Annotated in this window: 18 protein-coding genes; 8 read left to right on the top strand and 10 right to left on the bottom strand. The window is 62.6% G+C overall.

The features are described 5' to 3' along the window. Positions 1-98: 98 nt before the first annotated feature. Genes D886_RS0111620 through ttgA form a run of 3 tightly spaced genes read right to left on the bottom strand, consistent with a single transcriptional unit; the run spans position 99 to position 5,860 of the window. Positions 99-1,553 carry an AdeC/AdeK/OprM family multidrug efflux complex outer membrane factor gene (locus D886_RS0111620; RefSeq protein WP_027594096.1) on the bottom strand — a complete coding sequence of 485 codons (1,455 nt, stop codon included), beginning with the start codon at positions 1,551-1,553 and terminating at the stop codon, positions 99-101. Then, positions 1,550-4,702: a multidrug efflux RND transporter permease subunit TtgB gene (gene ttgB / locus D886_RS0111625; RefSeq protein ID WP_027594097.1), complete on the bottom strand. Its 3,153-nt coding sequence runs from the start codon at positions 4,700-4,702 to the stop codon at positions 1,550-1,552. The genes D886_RS0111620 and ttgB overlap by 4 nt, the downstream gene beginning before the upstream one ends. A 3-nt stretch (positions 4,703-4,705) precedes the next feature. Beyond that, positions 4,706-5,860 (bottom strand): toluene efflux RND transporter periplasmic adaptor subunit TtgA, encoded by a 1,155-nt coding sequence (gene ttgA, locus D886_RS0111630; RefSeq protein ID WP_027594098.1) that lies wholly within the window; start codon positions 5,858-5,860, stop codon positions 4,706-4,708. Positions 5,861-6,114: 254 nt separating this feature from the next. Between ttgA and ttgR the strand changes: the two genes are divergently transcribed. Then, positions 6,115-6,747 (top strand): efflux transport transcriptional regulator TtgR, encoded by a 633-nt coding sequence (gene ttgR / locus D886_RS0111635; RefSeq protein WP_027594099.1) that lies wholly within the window; start codon positions 6,115-6,117, stop codon positions 6,745-6,747. Positions 6,748-7,012: 265 nt separating this feature from the next. Here the strand turns inward: ttgR and D886_RS0111640 are convergent, their stop codons facing one another. Beyond that, complete coding sequence (locus tag D886_RS0111640) at positions 7,013-8,464, bottom strand: MDR family MFS transporter (protein ID WP_027594100.1); 1,452 nt, start codon at positions 8,462-8,464, stop codon at positions 7,013-7,015. Positions 8,465-8,811: 347 nt separating this feature from the next. On the opposite strand from D886_RS0111640, the gene D886_RS0111645 reads away from it, so the two are divergent. Continuing rightward, the gene (locus D886_RS0111645) at positions 8,812-9,681 is read left to right on the top strand and encodes an oxaloacetate decarboxylase (protein WP_027594101.1); all 870 of its coding nucleotides are present in this window, start codon (positions 8,812-8,814) and stop codon (positions 9,679-9,681) included. A gap of 19 nt (positions 9,682-9,700) precedes the next feature. Here D886_RS0111645 and D886_RS28355 read toward each other — a convergent pair whose 3' ends face one another. Beyond that, positions 9,701-9,874, bottom strand: coding sequence for a hypothetical protein (locus tag D886_RS28355; RefSeq protein WP_172960383.1), 174 nt, complete (start codon positions 9,872-9,874; stop codon positions 9,701-9,703). A 68-nt stretch (positions 9,875-9,942) separates the two neighbouring features. Further along, entirely contained in the window at positions 9,943-10,851 is a 909-nt protein-coding gene (locus D886_RS0111655) for a LysR family transcriptional regulator (protein ID WP_027594102.1), read from the bottom strand. 104 nt (positions 10,852-10,955) lie between these two features. On the opposite strand from D886_RS0111655, the gene D886_RS0111660 reads away from it, so the two are divergent. Beyond that, positions 10,956-11,831, top strand: coding sequence for an MBL fold metallo-hydrolase (locus D886_RS0111660; RefSeq protein WP_027594103.1), 876 nt, complete (start codon positions 10,956-10,958; stop codon positions 11,829-11,831). Positions 11,832-11,858: 27 nt separating this feature from the next. Then, positions 11,859-12,473, top strand: a complete 615-nt coding sequence (locus D886_RS0111665; protein ID WP_027594104.1) for an NAD(P)-dependent oxidoreductase — start codon at positions 11,859-11,861, stop codon at positions 12,471-12,473. Here the strand turns inward: D886_RS0111665 and D886_RS0111670 are convergent. Beyond that, the gene (locus D886_RS0111670; protein ID WP_027594105.1) at positions 12,467-13,339 is read right to left on the bottom strand and encodes a LysR substrate-binding domain-containing protein; all 873 of its coding nucleotides are present in this window, start codon (positions 13,337-13,339) and stop codon (positions 12,467-12,469) included. The two genes, D886_RS0111665 and D886_RS0111670, sit on opposite strands and share 7 nt — an antisense overlap. Before the next feature lie 114 nt (positions 13,340-13,453). On the opposite strand from D886_RS0111670, the gene D886_RS0111675 reads away from it, so the two are divergent. Further along, positions 13,454-15,091, top strand: a complete 1,638-nt coding sequence (locus tag D886_RS0111675; RefSeq protein ID WP_027594106.1) for a 5-guanidino-2-oxopentanoate decarboxylase — start codon at positions 13,454-13,456, stop codon at positions 15,089-15,091. Between the two features lie 19 nt (positions 15,092-15,110). On the opposite strand, the gene D886_RS0111680 is transcribed toward D886_RS0111675, so the two are convergent. Further along, on the bottom strand, positions 15,111-16,031 hold the full coding sequence (locus tag D886_RS0111680) for an AraC family transcriptional regulator (protein WP_027594107.1): 921 nt from the start codon (positions 16,029-16,031) through the stop codon (positions 15,111-15,113). Positions 16,032-16,230: 199 nt separating this feature from the next. On the opposite strand from D886_RS0111680, the gene D886_RS0111685 reads away from it, so the two are divergent. Together D886_RS0111685 and D886_RS0111690 are read left to right on the top strand one after the other, a co-directional pair. Further along, on the top strand, positions 16,231-16,524 hold the full coding sequence (locus D886_RS0111685; RefSeq protein ID WP_027594108.1) for a putative quinol monooxygenase: 294 nt from the start codon (positions 16,231-16,233) through the stop codon (positions 16,522-16,524). A 56-nt stretch (positions 16,525-16,580) separates the two neighbouring features. Beyond that, entirely contained in the window at positions 16,581-16,814 is a 234-nt protein-coding gene (locus D886_RS0111690) for a hypothetical protein (protein WP_027594109.1), read from the top strand. On the opposite strand, the gene D886_RS0111695 is transcribed toward D886_RS0111690, so the two are convergent. Beyond that, positions 16,815-17,426 (bottom strand): flavin reductase family protein, encoded by a 612-nt coding sequence (locus tag D886_RS0111695; RefSeq protein ID WP_027594110.1) that lies wholly within the window; start codon positions 17,424-17,426, stop codon positions 16,815-16,817. It abuts the gene before it with no gap. Positions 17,427-17,543: 117 nt separating this feature from the next. Further along, on the bottom strand, positions 17,544-17,870 hold the full coding sequence (locus D886_RS0111700; RefSeq protein ID WP_027594111.1) for a hypothetical protein: 327 nt from the start codon (positions 17,868-17,870) through the stop codon (positions 17,544-17,546). Positions 17,871-18,211: 341 nt separating this feature from the next. Here D886_RS0111700 and D886_RS0111705 point away from each other — a divergent pair, with 341 nt between their 5' ends. Continuing rightward, positions 18,212-18,964 (top strand): membrane protein, encoded by a 753-nt coding sequence (locus D886_RS0111705; protein ID WP_027594112.1) that lies wholly within the window; start codon positions 18,212-18,214, stop codon positions 18,962-18,964. Positions 18,965-19,485: the final 521 nt, after the last annotated feature.

Consider the following 19,485-nt stretch of genomic DNA (forward strand, 5'->3'; position numbering starts at 1 on the left):
TCCAGTTGGTTAATTGTTTTCATGTGCCGGCCTCTTCGCGGGCAACCGAAAACAAAAAGCCCACCGCGAAGGTGGGCTTGATGCTGCTAGCGGATCATTCAGCTTTTCGGTGTTTCCACCGAAGCTTGCTGATTGGCCTGACCGGTCTTCTCGTACCAGCCACCGCCGAGCGCCTTGTACAGGTTGACCTCGCTGGTCAGCTGCGACAGGCGATCACCGATCAGTGCCTGCTGGGCGCTGAATAGGTTGCGTTGGGCGTCGAGGAAGGTCAGGTTGCTGTCGATACCGATACGGTAGCGACGCTCCGCCAGGCGGTAGTAATCCTGGTTGGCCTGCACCAGGTCACGTTGTGCCTGCAACTGCTCTTCGAAGGTCTTGCGCGCCGCCAGGCCATCGGAGACTTCCTGGAAGGCGGTCTGGATGGTCTTTTCGTACTTGGCGACGTTGATGTCCTTCTGGATCTTCGAGTAGTCCAGGCTCGCCTTCAGGCTACCGGCGTTGAAGATCGGCAGGTTGATCTGCGGCTGGAACAGCCAGGTGCCCGACCCCCCCTTGAACAGGCCGCCCATGTCCGGGCTCAGGGTACCGGCATTGGCGGTCAGGCTGATGCTCGGGAAGAACGCTGCGCGGGCCGCGCCGATGTTGGCGTTGGCGGCCTTGAGCAGGTGCTCGGCTTCCTGGATGTCTGGGCGACGCTGGAGGATGTCCGACGGCAGGCCGGCCGGTACTTCGGCCAACTGGTCGGCATTGAGCTCCAGTGGCGCAGGCAGGTCGGCCGGTACGCCGGTACCCAGCAGCACGGTCAGGCTGTTGAGGTCCTGTGCCACCAGGCGCTGGTACTGCGAGTACTTGACCCGCGCGCCTTCCACGGCGGTGCGTGCCTGGCTGAGGTCGAGGGCGGAGGCCACCCCGACTTCATTGCTGCGACGGGTCAGGTTGTAGCTTTCCTGGTAGGTCTTCAGCGTTTCTTCGGTCAGCTTGAACAGCGCCTGATCCGCCTGCCAGGTGTAGTAGGCGTTGGCCACGCTGGCCACCAGGGCGATCTGCGTGGAGCGCCGCGCCTGCTCGCTGGACAGGTAGGTTTCCAGGGCCTGCTCGCTCAGGCTGCGCACCCGGCCGAACAGGTCCAGCTCATAGGCGCTGACGCCAAGGGTGGCCGAGTACTGGCTGGTGATGTCGGCTTGGCCAGTTTGCGACATGTCTGCCGGTACCCGCTGGCGGCTGCCGCTGCCGGTGGCCGAAACGGCCGGGAACAGGTCGGCCCGCTGGATGCGGTACTGCGCACGGTAGGCGTCGATGTTCAACGCCGCGACACGCAGGTCGCGGTTGTTGACCAGCGAGGTCTGGATCAGCTGCTGCAGGGCCGGGTCGTGGAAGAACTGGCGCCAGCCCTGTTCGGCGGCGGCAACGTCTGCCGCTTCGGTCGGCGAGTACGCAGGGCCTTGCGGCCACTGCGCTGCCACCGGCGCTTCCGGGGTCTGGTAGTCAGGGATCAGCGAGCAGCCGCCAAGAATCAAAGCGGTTACCGCCAGGGACAACAAAGACTTGGTCATTGCCCAGCCTCATAACGTGGAGTTTCAGGGGTGACGTCTTTTTCCGGCTGTTTGCTGCCGAACAGCGACGACACTGCGACGAAGAATAGCGGTACCCAGAAGATTGCCAACACGGTGGCGCTGATCATGCCGCCGATCACGCCGGTGCCGATGGCGTGCTGGCTGCCGGCGCCCGCACCGCTGGCGATGGTCAACGGTACCACGCCAAGGATGAACGCCAGCGAGGTCATGATGATCGGGCGCAGACGCATGCGGCACGCCTCGATCGCGGCGTCGTACAGGCTGCGGCCCTGCTCGTGCAGTTCTTTGGCGAACTCGACGATCAGGATCGCGTTCTTCGCCGCCAAGCCGATGGTGGTCAACAGGCCGACCAGGAAGTACACGTCGTTGGACAACCCGCGCAGGCTAGTGGCGATCAGTGCACCGATGATCCCCAGCGGTACGACCAGCACAACGGCGATCGGGATCGACCAGCTTTCGTACAGGGCTGCCAGGCACAGGAACACGAACAGGACCGAGAGGGCGAACAGTGCCGGCATCTGCGAGCCGGAGAGTTTTTCCTCGTAGGACATGCCGGTCCAGGAGAAGCCGATACCGCTTGGCAGTTCGCCAGCGATACGCTCAACCTCGGCCATGGCCTCACCGGTACTGTAGCCAGGCGCTGGCGCACCGAGGATTTCCATCGCCTCGACGCCGTTGTAGCGGGACAGCTTCGGCGAACCGTAGGTCCATTCACCTTTGGCGAAGGAGGAGAACGGCACCATCTCGCCTTTGCCGTTGCGCACGTACCACTTCTGCAGGTCTTCCGGGCTCATCCGGGCGTTCGGTTCGCCTTGGATGTACACCTTCTTGACCCGGCCACGGTCAATGAAGTCGTTGACGTAGCTGGCACCCAGGGCAATCGACAGGGTGTTGTTGATGTCGGCAATGGTCACGCCCAAGGCGCTGGCACGTTCGTCATCGATGGTCAGCTGGTACTGCGGCTCATCGTTCAGGCCGTTCGGGCGCACGGCACTGAGCACCTTGCTCTGCGCGGCTTTTGCCAGGAACTGGTTGCGTGCTTCCATGAGCTTGGCATGGCCGACACCGCCGCGGTCCTGAAGGAACACGTCGAAGCCGGTGGCGTTACCCAGTTCGAGTACGGCAGGCGGGGCGAAGGCGAACACCATCGCATCGCGGAAGGTGAAGAAGTGCTGCTGGGCACGCTGGGCCAGGGCGAACACGCTGTTCTCCTTGGAGCGCTCATCCCACGGCTTGAGCATGATGAAGGCCATGCCCGAGCTTTGACCGCGGCCGGCGAAGTTGAAGCCGTTGACGGTGAACACCGACGACACGGTATCGGCTTCGTCCTTGAGCAGGTACTCACGCATCTGGTCGACCACCGCCTGGGTGCGTTCAGCACTGGAGCCTGCCGGGGTCTGCACCTGGGCAAACAGCACGCCCTGGTCTTCTTCAGGCAGGAATGCCGTCGGGATGCGTGCGAACAGCCAGATCATGCCAACCACGATCAGCGCGTAGGCCAGCAGGAACGGCACCTTGTTGCGCAGGATGGTACCGACGCTGCGCTCGTAGCCGTTTACGCTGCGGTCGAAGTTACGGTTGAACCAGCCGAAGAACCCACCTTTGGCCACATGGTGCTCGCCCTTTTTCAGCGGCTTGAGCATGGTGGCGCACAGTGCCGGGGTGAAGATCAGCGCCACCAGCACCGAAAGGCCCATGGCCGAGACGATGGTGATGGAGAACTGCCGATAGATCACACCGGTGGAGCCGCCGAAGAAGGCCATTGGCAGCAGTACCGCCGACAGCACCAGGGCGATACCCACCAGGGCTCCCTGGATCTGCTCCATGGAGCGCTTGGTCGCTTCCTTGGGTGGCAACCCCTCTTCGGACATTACCCGCTCGACGTTTTCCACCACGACGATGGCGTCGTCCACCAGCAAGCCGATGGCCAGGACCATGGCGAACATGGTCAGGGTGTTGATGCTGAAGCCCGCAGCGGCAAGGATGCCGAAAGTACCCAGCAATACCACCGGTACGGTCATGGTGGTGATGATGGTGGCGCGGAAGTTTTGCAGGAACAGGTACATCACCAGGAACACCAGGACCACGGCTTCGATCAGGGTGTGGATTACCCCGCTGATCGATTCGGTGACCACCGGCGTGGTGTCATACGGGAACACGGCCTTCACGCCAGGCGGGAAGAACGGCTCGAGGTCGCTGATGGTCTGGCGCAGGGCCTTGGCGGTGTCCAGGGCGTTGGCACCGGTGGCCAGCTTGACCGCCAGGCCCGACGCCGGCTTGCCGTTGAACTGGGCGCTGACGGCGTAGTTCTCGCCGCCCAGGCCTACTTCGGCGACATCGCCCAGGCGTACTTGGGAACCGTCGCTGTTGACCTTGAGCAGAATTTTCTCGAACTGCTCGGCGGTTTGCAGGCGGGTCTTGCCGATGATGGTGGCGTTAAGCTGGGTACCCGGCAAGGCCGGCAGGCCGCCGAGTTGGCCGGAGGACACCTGCACGTTCTGCGCGGCAACTGCAGTCTTGACGTCGACTGGGGTCAGCTGGAACTTGTTCAGCTTGGCCGGATCGAGCCAGATACGCATGGCGTACTGTGCACCGAACACCTGGAAGTCACCCACGCCGGCAGTCCGCGAAATCGGGTCCTGCATGTTCGAGACGATGTAGTTGGCCAAGTCGTCCTTGGTCATGCTGCCATCTTCGGACACCAGGCCGATCACCAGCAGGAAGTTTTTAACCGCCTTGGTGACGCGGATACCTTGTTGCTGCACTTCTTGCGGCAACAGCGGCGTAGCCAGGTTCAGCTTGTTCTGAACCTGAACCTGCGCGGTGTCGGCGTTGGTGCCTTGCTCGAAGGTAGCGGTGATGGTCATGCTGCCGTCGGAGTTACTTTCCGAAGACACATAACGCAGGTTGTCGATACCGTTGAGCTGCTGCTCGATGACCTGCACCACGGTGTCCTGCACCGTCTGCGCCGAGGCGCCCGGGTAGGTCACGGCGATGGCGATGGCCGGTGGCGCGATGCTCGGGTACTGGTTGATCGGCAACTTCAGGATCGACAGTGCCCCGACCAGCATGATCACCAAGGCGATCACCCAGGCGAAGATCGGGCGATCGATAAAGAACTTCGACATGGTTTACTCCGCTTTGGCGTCTGCTTTCGCCGCGTTGGCCTGATCAGGGCTGGCCGGCTTGTTGACGTTGGTGGCTTCGCTGACCTTGACCTCGACGCCTGGGCGCACGTATTGCAGGCCTTCGGTGATCAGGCGGTCGCCTGGGTTCAAGCCTTCCTCAATCAGCCAGTCGCTGCCCAGGGTGCGGCTGGCCTTGAGCTGACGCAGTTCGACCTTGTTTTCCTGGTTGACCACCAGTGCGGTCGGCGCGCCCTTGAGGTCGCGGGTCACGCCCTGCTGTGGGGCCAGGATGGCGTTGGCGTTGACCCCGGCGCGCAGGCGGGCATGCACGAACATGCCAGGCAGCAGGGTGTGGTCGGGGTTCGGGAAGATCGCGCGCAGGGTCACCGAGCCGGTGGTCTCGTCGACCGCGACTTCGGAGAATTCCAGGCGCCCCTGCTGCTTGAACAGGCTGCCGTCTTCGAGCACCAGTTGCACTGAGGCGGCGTTGTCGCCGGCCTTTTGCAGCTGGCCGCTTTCCAGGTCACGGCGCAGCTTGAGCAGCTCGGCGGTGGACTGGGTGACGTCGACGTAGACCGGGTCGAGTTGCTGGATGGTCGCCATGGCGTTGGTCTGGCCATTGCTCACCAGTGCACCTTCGGTGAACGTGGAACGGCCGATGCGGCCGCTGATCGGTGCCAGGACCTTGGTGTAGCGCAGGTCGATCTGGGCGCTCTTCAGTGCTGCCTCGGCCTGCAATCGTTTGGCATTGGCGTCGTCGTATTCCTGTTTGGAGACGGCTTGTTCATCGATCAGCTGCTTGTAACGCTCGGCCAGCGAGCGGGTCGCCTGCAGGTTGGCCTGGGCATTGGCCAGGTTGGCTTCATAGACGGCAGGGTCGATCTGGTAGAGCTGCTGGCCTTCCTTGACGTCGCTGCCTTCTTTGAAGAGGCGCTTGAGGATGATGCCATTGACCTGTGGGCGCACTTCGGCGACGCGATAGGACGTGGTACGCCCCGGCAATTCCGAGGTCAGGGTGAAGGCTTGTGGTTGGAGGGTCACGACGCCGACCTGAGGAGCCTGCGCGGCAGGCGCTGCTTCTTCTTTCTTGCAGCCACTGAGCAGTGTTGCCAGGGCGACGGCGGAAACCAGAGCGGTAACGGCTGGCTTGAATTGCATGAGGATCCTCGGGGCGCTGGAGCAGGAGACGCTCAAGAGTAATGGAAGAGTCTTGTCAGAAAAATGCTATCGGGTGGATAAATAGCTTGCTAAGGAATATACTTACATTCATGGTTGTTTGTAAATACCGCTGGGTAGTACTTGGCTACTGCCGCAGCCCTTGATTAGCCCATCCGGGAGACGCCCTGCAGAGGCGACCCCGGCGGTTTCCCCGTGTGCGCCGCGCGCTCGGGCCCAGATGAGGTTGTACTGCCATGGTCCGTAGAACCAAAGAAGAAGCCCAGGAAACCCGCGCCCAGATTATCGAGGCGGCGGAAAAGGCCTTCTACAAGCGCGGGGTTGCGCGAACCACCTTGGCTGACATCGCCGAATTGGCGGGCGTGACCCGAGGTGCGATCTACTGGCACTTCAATAACAAAGCCGAACTGGTACAGGCGTTGCTCGACAGCCTGCACGAAACCCATGACCACCTTGCGCGTGCGAGCGAAAGCGAGGATGAGCTGGACCCGCTTGGTTGCATGCGCAAGCTGCTGTTGCAGGTGTTCAACGAGCTGGTGCTCGATGCCCGAACCCGGCGTATCAATGAGATTCTGCATCACAAGTGCGAGTTCACCGATGACATGTGTGAAATTCGCCAGCAGCGCCAGAGCACGGTGCTGGATTGCCACAAGGGCATTACCCTGGCGCTTGCCAATGCAGTGCGCCGGGGCCAGTTGCCTGCCGAGCTGGATGCCGAGCGCGCGGCGGTGGCCATGTTTGCCTATGTCGATGGCCTGATCGGGCGCTGGTTATTGCTGCCAGACAGTTTCGATCTGCTGCGTGACGTCGAAAAATGGGTCGACACTGGGCTGGATATGCTGCGCTTGAGCCCGGCTCTGCGCAAATGACTCTTTGTTAAGGATTGTGAGGGAGTGTTTCCTCATTGTATTAACGGGGCATTAAAAGCGGGGGCCGCGCTGCGGCCCATCGCAGGCAAGCCAGCTCCCACCCGAATTGTGTAGCCTCCAAGTCTAGCGCCACACCTGTGGGAGCGGGCTTGCCCGCGAAGAGGCCGGAACAAGCACCACAAGACAGTTGCTCCCACACGCGTGGCGCTGTACTTGTAGGAGCGGCCTTGTGTCGCGAAAGGGCCGCAACGCGGCCCCAGCAGGCTCAACGCCCACGCAATTGCCGGTCCGGCAACGCCAACGCCACCACCAGCCCCAGCAGTGCGATCACGCCACTGCCCATCAGCAAATGCCTGAACGTCTCCAGCAACCGCGCTTGCGTCTGCGGGTCTGCCTCGCCAGCCTTCAGGCTCCCCAGCAATGGATTGCCCAGCAACTCGAACCCACCTTGGTGCAGCAACGCCAGCAGCAGGCTGGACATGCACGCCACACCCATGGCTCCCCCGAGTGAGCGGAACAGGTTGGTGGTACTGGTAGCCACGCCGATGTCCTTGATGTCCACGGCGCTCTGCGTGCCCACCAGCGAAGTCGGAAACTGCAGCCCGCAGGCTATGCCGGTCAGCAGCATGAACACGGCACTGAGCAGGGCCGACTGCGGCGGTGTGATCGCCATGGCGAAGATGGCCACCGGCATCAACAGTGCACCGGTGAGAATTTGCGGCTTGTAGCGCCCGGTGAGGCTGGTCATGCGGCCCCCGGTAAAGGCGCCCATCGGCAGGCCCATCGCCAGGGGCAGTAGGTGCAATGCCGCGCTGTCGGCGCCCGCCCCGGTGATGCCTTGGTAGCGCAAGGGCATCAGCATGGTCAGGGAAATCGACTGGAAACTGGCGAAAAAGATCACGCCCCAGCACAGCACCGCGACGCGGTTGCCGAACAGGCCGAGGGGTAGCAGGGGCTCCTGGCAGCGCCGCTCGTGGGCGATGAACAGCATCAGGCCAAGCACCGCGCAGGCGAACAGCGCCAGCACCGGCGGCGCTGTCCAGGCGTGCCCTTGGCCGACCAGGGTAATGCCCAGCAGCAGGCTGCCCAGGCCAAGAATCAGTAGCACCGCGCCCAGGTAGTCCACCTGGGCCTCGCGACGCTTCACCGGCATGTCGCCGAGCGCCCGGTGGATCGCCCACAACGCGACCAGCCCCAACGGCAGGTTGATCCAGAACACCCAGCGCCACGACAGGTACTCGGTCAGCCAGCCACCGAGCACCGGCCCGGCGACGCTGGCCACGGCGTACATACTGCTGAAGTAGCCCTGGTAACGCCCGCGTTCGCGGGGCGGCACGAAGTCACCGATGATCGCCTGGCTGACCGACACCATGCCGCCCGCGCCAACCCCTTGCAGCACGCGCGCCAGCACCAGTTGCTGCATGTCCTGGGCCAGGGCGCAGGCAATCGACGCCAGGGTGAACAGCGAGATGCCGGTCAGGATCATCCGCCGCCGGCCGTACAGGTCGCCCAGCTTGCCGTAGATCGGCACCGCCACGGTCATCGCCACCATGTAGCCAGAGATCACCCAGGCAAGCAGGCCGACATCGTTGAACTGGGCCGAGATGGCCGGCAACGAGACGGCGACAATGGTTTGGTCCAGCGCACCGAGGAAGATGGCCAGCATCAGGGCGGTGAGCACGTTGCGCAGCACGGTCGGGGGCAGGGCGGCAGTCACGGGGTTACCTTGGCAATGGGCTTGAGGCCGATGAATTGTAACCTGACTTAGGTAGCTTCCTATGTACTATCTGCATCCCCTATGCAAGATCGGCATTGGCGCATTCATCCAGTGAGGCATGGCTGCGTGATATCGTGGCTAGACCGCAGGGGCTGTAATCCGTGGCCTGCACCAGCTTGGTGCAGCTATTTGCCGCAGGGTTTTCGTGCCGCTGTATCCCACACCTTTTATTCCTCTGCCTGCATGTCGAGCATGACCGCCCAGATGGCGACGGTTGGAACAGGTCAGGTAGACCCGATTCAGGGGTCGGTAGCAACCGTTCAATTTCACGTTATTGCGGAGTGATCATGCCCAGGGCTTCCCACCAAGATTTGCGTTTTGCCTTCCGCGAGCTGCTCGCTTCAGGTTCCTGCTACCACACAGCGTCGGTGTTCGACCCGATGTCGGCGCGCATTGCCGCCGACCTGGGCTTTGAAGTCGGCATTCTTGGCGGTTCGGTGGCTTCGCTGCAGGTACTGGCTGCGCCGGATTTTGCCCTGATCACCTTGAGCGAGTTCGTCGAGCAGGCCACGCGCATTGGCCGTGTGGCGCAACTGCCGGTGCTCGCCGATGCCGACCACGGCTACGGTAACGCGTTGAATGTCATGCGCACGGTCATTGAACTGGAGCGTGCCGGTGTGGCGGCGCTGACCATCGAAGATACCCTGCTGCCGGCCCAGTTCGGGCGCAAGTCCACCGACTTGATTCCGGTTGAGGAAGGCGTCGGCAAGATTCGCGCTGCGCTTGAAGCACGGGTCGATTCGTCGCTGTCTATCATCGCCCGCACCAACGCCGGTGTACTGACCACCGAAGAAATCATCGTGCGTACCCAGAGCTACCAGAAGGCCGGGGCCGACGGTATCTGCATGGTGGGGGTGAAGGATTTCGAGCAGCTCGAGCAGATCGCCGAGCACTTGACCGTGCCGTTGATGCTGGTGACCTACGCCAACCCCAACCTGCGCGATGACGAGCGCCTGGCGCGCCTGGGCGTGCGCATCGTGGTCGATGGCCACGCCGCGTACTTCGCAGCCATAAAGGCCACTTACGACTGCCTGCGCCTGCAGCGCGGCCAGCAGAACAAGTCCGAGAACCTCAGCGCCACCGAACTCTCGCACACCTACACCCAACCCGAGGATTACATCCGCTGGGCCAAGGAGTACATGAGCGTCGAGGAGTGACCGGCAAGGCGCCGTCAGCTCAACGCACGGCGCTCAAGGTGGCGCTTTGTGGCACGCAGTGTTCGTGCTGACAATGGGCGGCCGAGCTGGGTTGGTTGCGTAGCAGCTCGACCCGCCAGCAGGCCGACCCGTACAGCCCGGCGATGGCAAACAGTGCCATGACCAGCGCGAACCTTCTTGTTTTGATGCCCATGGTGCTCACCTCCTGTTACAACGCCAGGTGATACCTCTAAGCGTAGGCCAATCCCCGGCGCTGTGGGGTTACACCAGGTCCTGATCCCATTCCGGCTCGTCCTTGAACCGCTGCGCGAGAAAATCCAGCATGCTGCGCAAGGTCGCCGGCATGTGCTTGCGCGAGGTATAGACCGCATTCAGGTTGAGTTCGCGTGGCCGTGCTTCGGGCAGCAGGCGCACCAGTTCGCCCGTGCGCAGGGCGGCGGCAGCCTGGTAGGTCGGCAACATGGCGATGCCGGCACCGGCCAGTGCCGCCTTTTGCAGGGTCATCGCCTCATTCGCACTGATGTTGCCCTCGACCGGGACGGCAACGGCTTGGCCCTGCACCTCGAAATGCCAGAGGTGATGGCCGAAGTAGGCATGGGTCAGGCAGTTGTGCCCGCTTAATTCCTCGATCCGCTGCGGCGTGCCGTGCTCACGCAGGTAGGCCGGTGCCGCGCACACCACCGAACGGCACACGGTCAGACGCCGGGCGATCAGGTTCGGGTCCAGGTCGTTGCTGGTGCGGATGGCCAGGTCGATGCGCTCGTCCACCAGGTTGACCGTGCGATCGAGCATCTGCAACTCGACCTTCACCCCGGGGTAGCGCCGTACATACGCGGCCACGGCATCCACCAGTTGAGCCTGCCCGAATGACGTACTGACGCTGATGCGCAGCGCGCCGCGAGGGGCGTCGTCTGGTTGGCGCACGGCCACCTGCAGGTCACCGGCGAGTTCCAGCAGTTGGCGGCAGCGTGGCAGTGTTTCCTGGCCGGCGGCGGTCAGGCTCAACTTGCGCGTGGTGCGCTGCATCAGCCGCGCACCAACCCAATCCTCCAGTTCCGCCAGGTAGCGTGAAACCACTGGCCTGGACAGTTGCAGGTGGTCCGCTGCCGCCGATTGGCTGCCCAGGTCGATGACAGTGACAAAAACGCGCATCGCGTTGAGACGGTCCATGATTTGCCCGATTTTAGAAACAAACTATGTTTGAGCATCGCATTTTTTGTCATGGATCGGGCAACTAAGCTGTTGAGCATTCTTCTTCAAGACGGACCGTTGCGATGTCGCTATTCACTCCCTTGCGTGGCCTGATGCTGGCCTGTGTTGCTCTGACCGGCCAGGCGCTGGCTGCCGAACCTTTGCAGTTGGACGTCTACAACCCTGGCCACGAGGCGATTTTCCCGGTCAGTTCGGTGATTGTCAGTGGCGAAAAGGACGCCGTGCTGGTCGATGCCCAGTTCGGCAAGGCCCAGGCCGAACAGGTGGTCGAGCGCCTGCGCGCCGGTGGCAAGCGGCTGACAACCATCTACATCAGCCATGGCGACCCGGACTACTACTTTGGCCTCGACACACTGACCCAAGCTTTCCCAAAGGCCAAGGTCGTCGCCTCTGCAGCTACCGTCGCGCATATTCGCCAGACCATGGACGCGAAGCTGGCCTACTGGGGCCCGCAAATGGGCGCGGACAAACCGGCTCGCCTGGTCGTGCCTGAGGTGCTCGAAGGCCATCGCCTGACCCTGGAGGGCCAGGCGCTCGACGTGGTCGGCCTGGACGGCCCACAGCCTGATCGCAGCTTTGTCTGGATTCCGTCGATCAAGGCGGTGGTCGGTGGGGTGGTGGTTTCGGAACACATCCATGTGTGGATGGCCGATACCCAGTCGGCCAAGTCGCATGCCGACTGGCTGGGCACGCTCAAACGGATCGAGCAGCTGGCACCGCGCACCGTGATCCCCGGCCATTATCTCGGCCAAAGCAGCCGTTCGCTCGCCGCCGTGCGCTTCACGGCAGACTACATTCAGGCATTCGATGCCGAAACCGCCAAGGCAAAAGACGCCGCTGCGTTGGTGGCTGCGATGAAAAAACGCTACCCGGACCTGGCCGACGAGAGCTCGCTGGAGCTCGGCGCCAAGGTCGCCAAGGGTGAGATGAAGTGGTAATTCCGTTCAACTGATGGAGTGTTTCCCATGAGCAAGATCGCAATCATTGGCGCCACCGGCCGTGCCGGCAGCCAGTTGCTGGAAGAAGCCCTGCGCCGTGGCCACAGTGTGGTGGCCATTGCCCGCGACCCGTCGCAGCTGCAGGGACGTGAGGGGGTGACCGTCAAGGCACTCGATGCCAAGGACAGCGCAGCGCTGCAAGCGGCTGTCGCCGGTGTGGACGCGGTGTTGAGCGCTGCGCATTTCTCGACGATCGAAGCGCACGCGATCATCGAGCCGGTCAAGCGTGCCGGGGTCAAGCGACTGCTGGTGGTGGGCGGGGCGGGTAGCCTGCTGTTGCCTTCGGGGCACCGGGTGATCGACAGCCCGGACTTTCCCGAGGCCTACAAGGCCGAAGCGAGCGCGGGTGTGCGTTTTCTTGAGGTATTGCGCCAAGAGCCGAACCTGGACTGGACCTTCCTGTCGCCGTCGGCGGAGTTCGTCGAAGGCGAACGCAGCGGGCACTACACGCTAGGCAAGGATCATCTGCTGATCGGTGCCGATGGCAAAAGCTGGATCACCTTTGCCGACTACGCGATTGCCATGCTCGATGAGCTGGAGAAACCCGCGCATTCGCGGGCGCGGTTCACCGTCGGTTATTGAGCCACTGCCTGCAGCCAGTCCAGCAACTCGACCAGCCCGGCTGGCTGTTGCCTGGCCTGGCTGACCAGGTAATAGCCTTTTCCGGTCGTCACCTTCAGGGCAAACGGCATGCACAGCCGCTTGCTGCGCAGGTCATCGCCGATCAGCGACCAATCGCCGATGGCCACTCCAGTGCCCTGGGATGCCATGGCCATCGCCATGTCCAGCGTTTCGAAATGCTGCTTTGGCCCCTGTACATCGAACGTGGCACCGGCCGCCTGCAGCCATAAACGCCAGTCATGCTCGTCACGCGAGGGGTGCAGGAGCATATGGCGCATCAGGTCGTCGATGTTGGCCAACGGCAACGGGCCTTGCAGCAGCGAAGGGGCGCACACTGGCGTCAGTTGCTCGTCGAACAGTTTGCGCACCTGCAAGCCCTGGTTCGGCGCGCTGCCATACACCACCGCCGCATCAAAGCCTTCGCGAGCAAAATCCACCCCATGCTGCACCGTGGTGGTCAGCTCTACCGGCACGTCCGGGCGCAGCGCCTGCCATTCCATCAGGCGCGGCAGCAGCCAGCGCATCACGCAGGTTGGCGCCTTGAGTTGCAATGTGGCGCTATGCCCGCCGACTTCACGCACGCCTTGTTCGATCAGGGAAAACACCTGTTGCACTCTGGGCAGCCAGTCCTGGCCTTCACGGGTCAGGCTCAGGCCACGGGCCTGGCGCTGGAACAGGGCGTAACCGAGGTGCGCTTCAAGCGCGGCGATCTGCCGGCTCACGGCACCTTGGGTGATGTGCAACTGCTGCCCCGCACGGGTGAAATTGCAGTGCTGGGCGGTCACCAGGAAGGTGTGCAAGGCGGGCAGGGGAGGAAGGCGTTTCATTGCACTGAGCCATGATTTGAAGACATGGCTAGTATGTGTTTTTTTGCATTGTGGCGATAGCGCTGCCTTGGGTCCAATAAGCGCAGTTTTCAACAAGACTCAAGGTAAACACACATGGCAACCTGCGGCGAAGTACTGGTCAAACTCCTTGAAGGCTATGGTGTGGACCATGTCTTCGGCATTCCAGGCGTGCATACCGTTGAGCTCTATCGCGGCCTGGCAACGTCCTCCATTCGTCATATCACCCCGCGCCACGAGCAAGGTGCCGGCTTCATGGCCGACGGCTACGCACGCACACGTGGCAAACCCGGTGTGTGCTTCATCATCACCGGCCCAGGGATGACCAATATCACCACCGCCATGGGCCAAGCCTATGCCGATTCGATCCCGATGCTGGTGATTTCCAGCGTGCAATCGCGCGATCAGCTGGGCGGCGGCCGCGGCAAGCTGCACGAACTGCCCAACCAATCTGCACTGGTGTCGGGTGTGGCAGCCTTCTCCCAAACCCTGATGAGCGCAGACGACCTGCCCCAGGTACTGGCCCGGGCCTTTGCCGTGTTCGACGGTGCTCGACCGCGCCCGGTGCATATCGAGATTCCGCTGGACGTACTGGTCGAGCCGGCCGATCACCTGTTGCCGGCCCGCCCGGTCCGCAGCAGCCGGGCAGGTGCCGCGCCGCAGGCCGTGGCGCAGATGGCCGAGCGCCTGGCCCAGGCGAAGCGCCCGTTGATCCTGGCCGGCGGCGGTGCATTGAACGCTGGCGCTTCGCTGGCACGCTTGGCAGAGCAGCTTCAGGCACCGGTGGCATTGACCATCAACGCCAAGGGCCTGCTGGCTTCCAATCATCCTTTGCAAATCGGCTCGACTCAGTCGCTGCCGGCTACCCGTGCGCTGGTGGCCGAAGCGGATGTGGTGTTGGCCATCGGTACCGAGCTGGCCGAAACCGACTATGACGTGACCTTCAAGGGCGGCTTCGAGATCCCGGGCAGCTTGCTGCGGATCGACATCGACCCGGACCAGACGGTGCGCAACTATCTGCCTGAGCTGGCGCTGGTCGCTGACGCCGACCTGGCCGCCGAGGCACTGTGCGTTGCCTTGCAACAGCAGCCGCTGCCGGCGCGTGACAGTACCTGGGGGCCAGCACGCGTCACGCAGCTGCGCCAATCGCTGGCGGGCGGCTGGGACCAGCCGACCCTGAGCCAGACCCGCCTGCTGACCAGTATCCTCCAGACACTGCCCAACGCCATTCTGGTCGGGGATTCGACCCAGCCGGTGTACTCCGGCAACCTCACGCTGGACATGGATGAGCCTCGCCGCTGGTTCAATGCCTCGACCGGCTACGGCACCTTGGGTTATGCACTGCCGGCGGCGATGGGCGCCTGGCTGGGCAGCGCCGCGCAGATCGCCGAGCGCGCGCCGTCGGTTTGCCTGATTGGCGATGGTGGCATGCAGTTCACCCTGCCGGAGCTGGCCAGTGCAGTCGAGGCGCAGGTGCCGCTGATCGTGCTGCTGTGGAACAACCAGGGTTACGAAGAAATCAAGAAGTACATGGTCAACCGCGCCATCGAGCCGGTCGGGGTGGATATCCATACCCCTGACTTCATCGGCGTGGCTCGGGCGTTGGGCGCTGACGCGGAGCATGTGAGTGATGTCGCGCAGTTGCAGGCGGCACTGGGGCGTGCGGTGGAGCGCAAAGGGCCGACGTTGATTCAGGTTGATCAGAATCAGTGGCAGGCGGCCGTTGCAGGTTAACTGAAACGGCCGGTAACCCTTACCCCGCTGTGGCGCGCAACCGCGCCACATCGCGGATCGGTGGTGCGCCATACAGCCGGCTGTACTCGCGGCTGAATTGCGAAGGGCTTTCATACCCCACGCGATAGCCCGCCACCGCTGCCTCAAGCCCGTCATTGAGCATCAGCCGCCGGGCCTCCTGCAGGCGCAATTGCTTCTGGTACTGCAGCGGGCTCATCGACGTCACGGCCTTGAACCGATGGTGCAAGGTCGAGGTGCTAAGGTTGACCTCACGGGCCAGGTCCTCGATGCGCAACGGCTGCTGGAAGTTCTGGTTGAGCCAGGTGATGGCCTGGCATACCCGATGGGTCTGGCTGTTGGCCAAGGCGATTTCATACAGCCGATAACCCTGCGGCCCACGCAGCAGGCGGTAAAGGATTTCGCGGCGGATCAGCGGCGCCAGCATGGCAATGTCCCGCGGCGAATCCAGCAGGCGGATCAGGCGCAGCAGCGCATCCAGCAGCGCTGCATCGGTCTTCTCCACATACAAGCCACGGCCGGAAGGCAGGCTGGGCACCAACATCGGCCCGCTTTCGGCAATCAGCTGGCTGATCTCGGCCGGGTCCAGGTCCAGCCGCAGGCCCAGGCTTGGGTTTTCCGGGCTGGCATCAAGCTTCACGCCGCTCAGTGGCAAGGTCACCGACACCACCATGTAGTGCAGCGGGTCGTAGACGTACTGTTCGTCACCCAGAAACAGGCTCTTGCTGCCATGGGCAAGGACGCACAAGGCCGGCTGCGCCAAGGTGGGCACCGAGCGGACACTCTCCCGATAGCTGACCAGGTACAGGTCGTCGATGGCCGAGGCGCTGCCGGGTGGGTCGCCGGCATGCCGGCGGATCAGCTCGGCCAGCTCCTGGCGTTGCACTTCCAGGGTCGGTTCGATGGACGTGGGGGTGGTCATGGTGGCTTCCTCTACTGACTGACGCAGCATAGGTTTGGGCAATGGCGGGCGCTAGTCGAAAGCTGCACGGCGATTGCCTGATCCTGCCGCGGTGCAGGATCAGGCAATCGCCCGGCAGTAATAGCCTAACGCGTCGCGCGGGCCAGCCTCTAACCTTGGCAGCCTGGTTTTTCGTCCGCCTGCTCAAGGAGATCGTGCAATGACCCTACGACAACCGGTCACCCACTTGGCTTTCATCCGTGCCAGCAGCGGTCGTTCGGCGGAGCTAGGCGCGCGCCTGCGCGATCTGCTCGAACCCTCGTTGCGTACACCGGGGTGCCTGAGCTTCACTGTCCAGCGCTCGCAGGCCGACGCCGACCTTTGGCTGCTCAGCGGCAGTTGGCGTGATCAGCAGGCGATGAGCGGCTACTTCGCTTCGCCAACCCTGGAGGTATTCGGTGAGCTGGTGCAGGCGCAAGTGGTCAGCAGCCTGGACCTGCATACCTTCGATTGATTGCTGATGGGCACAGGTTAAAATGTCGCCCTTCGATCAACTACCCAGAGCGCAGCATGGCACGTAGAGAATTCCCGCAGTTCGAAGCCGTTTCGGCGATGGTCCCGGTGGAAGGTGGTGGCTACAACGCCGCCATCGCGGTGAAGGCGCTGGGCATGGGCGGGGCGCCGCGCTTTCACAAGGTACTGGACGGCCAGGTGTTCAAGGGCGCCATGGCGGCCGATGAGGCCGCCTGCGCCGAGCTGGAACGCCTGCAGGGCGTCACTGAAGAGGGCGAGCTGATCTGGTGATCAGTTGCCCACTTGCGGCCTGGCCATCTTGAACAGGTTGCCCAGTTCGAAATAGTCCGCCGGGCCGCCGCCACGCAGGATCGGTTCGGCGGCGGCGGTGTCGTAGATACCGTTTTTCAGCAGGTGCTCGGCAATGTGCACCGCCACCACTTCGCCGAGGATCAGCCAGCTGGGCACCGACTCCTGGTCTGCCCGTTTCAGCTGGACGATCTGGCTCACCTTGCACTCGAACGCCACCGGGGTTTCGCCCACCCGTGGCACCTTGACGACGCGTGACGGCGCTGCTGTCAAACCGCTGAGTTCGAATTCATTGACGTCTGCCGCTACCGCCGCGCAGCTCTGGTTCATCGCCTCGGCCAACGGCCGGGTCGCCAGGTTCCAGACGAACTCGCCGGTCTGCTCGATGTTGTTCAGGCTGTCTTTGCGCCCGACGCTGCAGAAACCGATGATCGGTGGGATGTAGTTGAAGGCGTTGAAGAAGCTGTAGGGCGCCAGGTTCAGGCGGCCTTCGCGGTCGTGGGACGAGATCCAGCCGATTGGGCGGGGGCCGACGATGGCGTTGAAGGGGTCGTGGGGCAGGCCGTGGCCTTTGGCGGGTTCGTAGTAATACATCGGTGCTGGGCTTGCTGGCCCTACCTCTTGGGGGACGAGGCGCTAGTGTGCCAAGCCTTTGCCCGGCTGGAAATGATCAAGCCCGGCCGAAGCCGGGCTGGTTGCACGCATCAGGGGTTAGCTGATGCGGTGGGCGTTGGTGCGGTCAAAGCCGTCTTCTGCAAAACGCTGGCCGCCGGTGCGGTCGAAGCCATCTTCTGCAAAACGTTGAGCGCCAGTGCGGTCGTAGCCGTCTTCGGCGAAGCGCTGTGCACCGGTGCGGTCGTAACCATCTTCAGCGAAGCGTTGGCCGCCTGTGCGGTCGAAACCGTCTTCAGCGTACGCGGCGGTTTGGCTCTGCACCGCTGCGAAAGTGTGGGCGCTGGTGCGGTCAAAGCCGTCTTCGGCGAAGGCGCCAGTGGCGATTACCGAGAGGGCCAGGGTGAGGATCAGTTTGTTTTTCATGGTCGTTGCTCCAGGGGGGGGCGAGTGGTTGTTTGTTTCTATGGGTTTAATCCTACGCCGATAAAATTGATAAAAAAGCGCAAAAAATAGCGTCTAGTTATCGATTGTATCGATGTGTATGTCCGTGTCAGCGATGAGCCCTCCAGTGGGCTGAGGGGAACGTTGCAGGGTATGGATCAGCGTTTCGCCAGCCATTGCAGGATGACGACGTCGAATTAATGCGGCGTTAAGGACGAAAATAAGCCTGCAGGCGGTAATGAACGCTTTTTTCATACGCCATAAACCGATTTTTCAGGCTTTGCTCAGCACCATCGCCGCACTTAAAACCGGAGCGGCAAACAATGAATAAACTCCCGCAAATCACCTTGGCCTTCTGGGTCATGAAGATCTGCGCAACGACCCTGGGCGAGACGGCGGGCGATTTGCTGTCGATGACTCTGAATATCGGCTACGCGCTGAGCTCGCTGATGTTGATCAGCGTGTTTCTGCTGACCCTGCTCGGCCAGCTCTACTCACGGCGCTACCACCCGATGCTCTATTGGCTGGTGATTCTTTCCACCAGTACGGCCGGCACCACCATGTCCGACTTCATGGACCGCACGCTTGGCTTGGGCTACGCCGCAGGCTCGTCGATTCTGATCGGCATCTTGCTGCTGACCTTCCTGGTGTGGCGCCTGAGTGGTAACCCCTTGGACGTCACCCGTATCAAGAACCGCGCGGGCGAGTTGTTCTATTGGGTGGCGATTCTGTTCTCGAACACCTTGGGCACCGCCTTGGGCGATTACCTGGCAGATGATTCGGGGCTTGGTTTTGCCGGTGGTGCCTTGCTGGTGGGCAGTGCCATCGCGCTGGTGGTTGTGGCGCGTTACTGGACACGCATCCCTGGCGTGGTGCTGTTCTGGGTCGCGTTCGTCCTGACCCGCCCGTTCGGCGCCACCCTGGGCGACGTCCTGACCAAGCCACACGAGAAGGGTGGGCTGGACTTCGGCACGGTCGGCTCATCGGCAGTGCTGGCCGGTGTGCTGCTGGTACTGGTGCTGATGGCGACCTATTACCAACGGCGCGAGCCGCGTCAGGTGCTGGAGATGTCCTGAGTATTGATGCGATAACGGGTACTGCGGCCCCCGTCGAGCAGCCGGTTGAGCACCTTGACCTGTTCGGTTAAAAAGGCCGTTCGCCCCAACTTATCAAAGCGCCGAATAATACTGCTAATCGGCTCACGCCATAAAAAGGTTCTTCAGGTAATGTTGGGGAAGTGTGGTTGCGATTTGCTTGCTGAGAGATAGGGTGAAAGCTGCCAAGTGCTTGTCTTGGGTTTTGAGGTGGTGCGCAAATCGAGCGCCGCCCGCGCGGCGCTTCGCAGCACAAGGCTGCTCCTACATCTGTTTCGGGCCAGTTACGCCTGTACCTGCGCGCGCGACCGCCTTGTTTGTTCCGCACGATATCGAGGTGGCCGCCAAAGGGCCGCGCGCCTTTGTCTCAGGGCTCATTGGCCCGAACCGATGTAGGAGCAGCCTTGTGCTGCGAAGCGCCGCGCGGGCGGCGCTCGATCTCAAAGGCGCATAAGATCCAGCGACAAGCACCCCCAAAAAAAAGGGCGCCCCGTGCAACGAAG

This window comes from Pseudomonas sp. LAIL14HWK12:I7 (assembly GCF_000483465.1).
In the GTDB taxonomy this organism is placed as follows: Bacteria; Pseudomonadota; Gammaproteobacteria; order Pseudomonadales; family Pseudomonadaceae; genus Aquipseudomonas; species Aquipseudomonas kermanshahensis.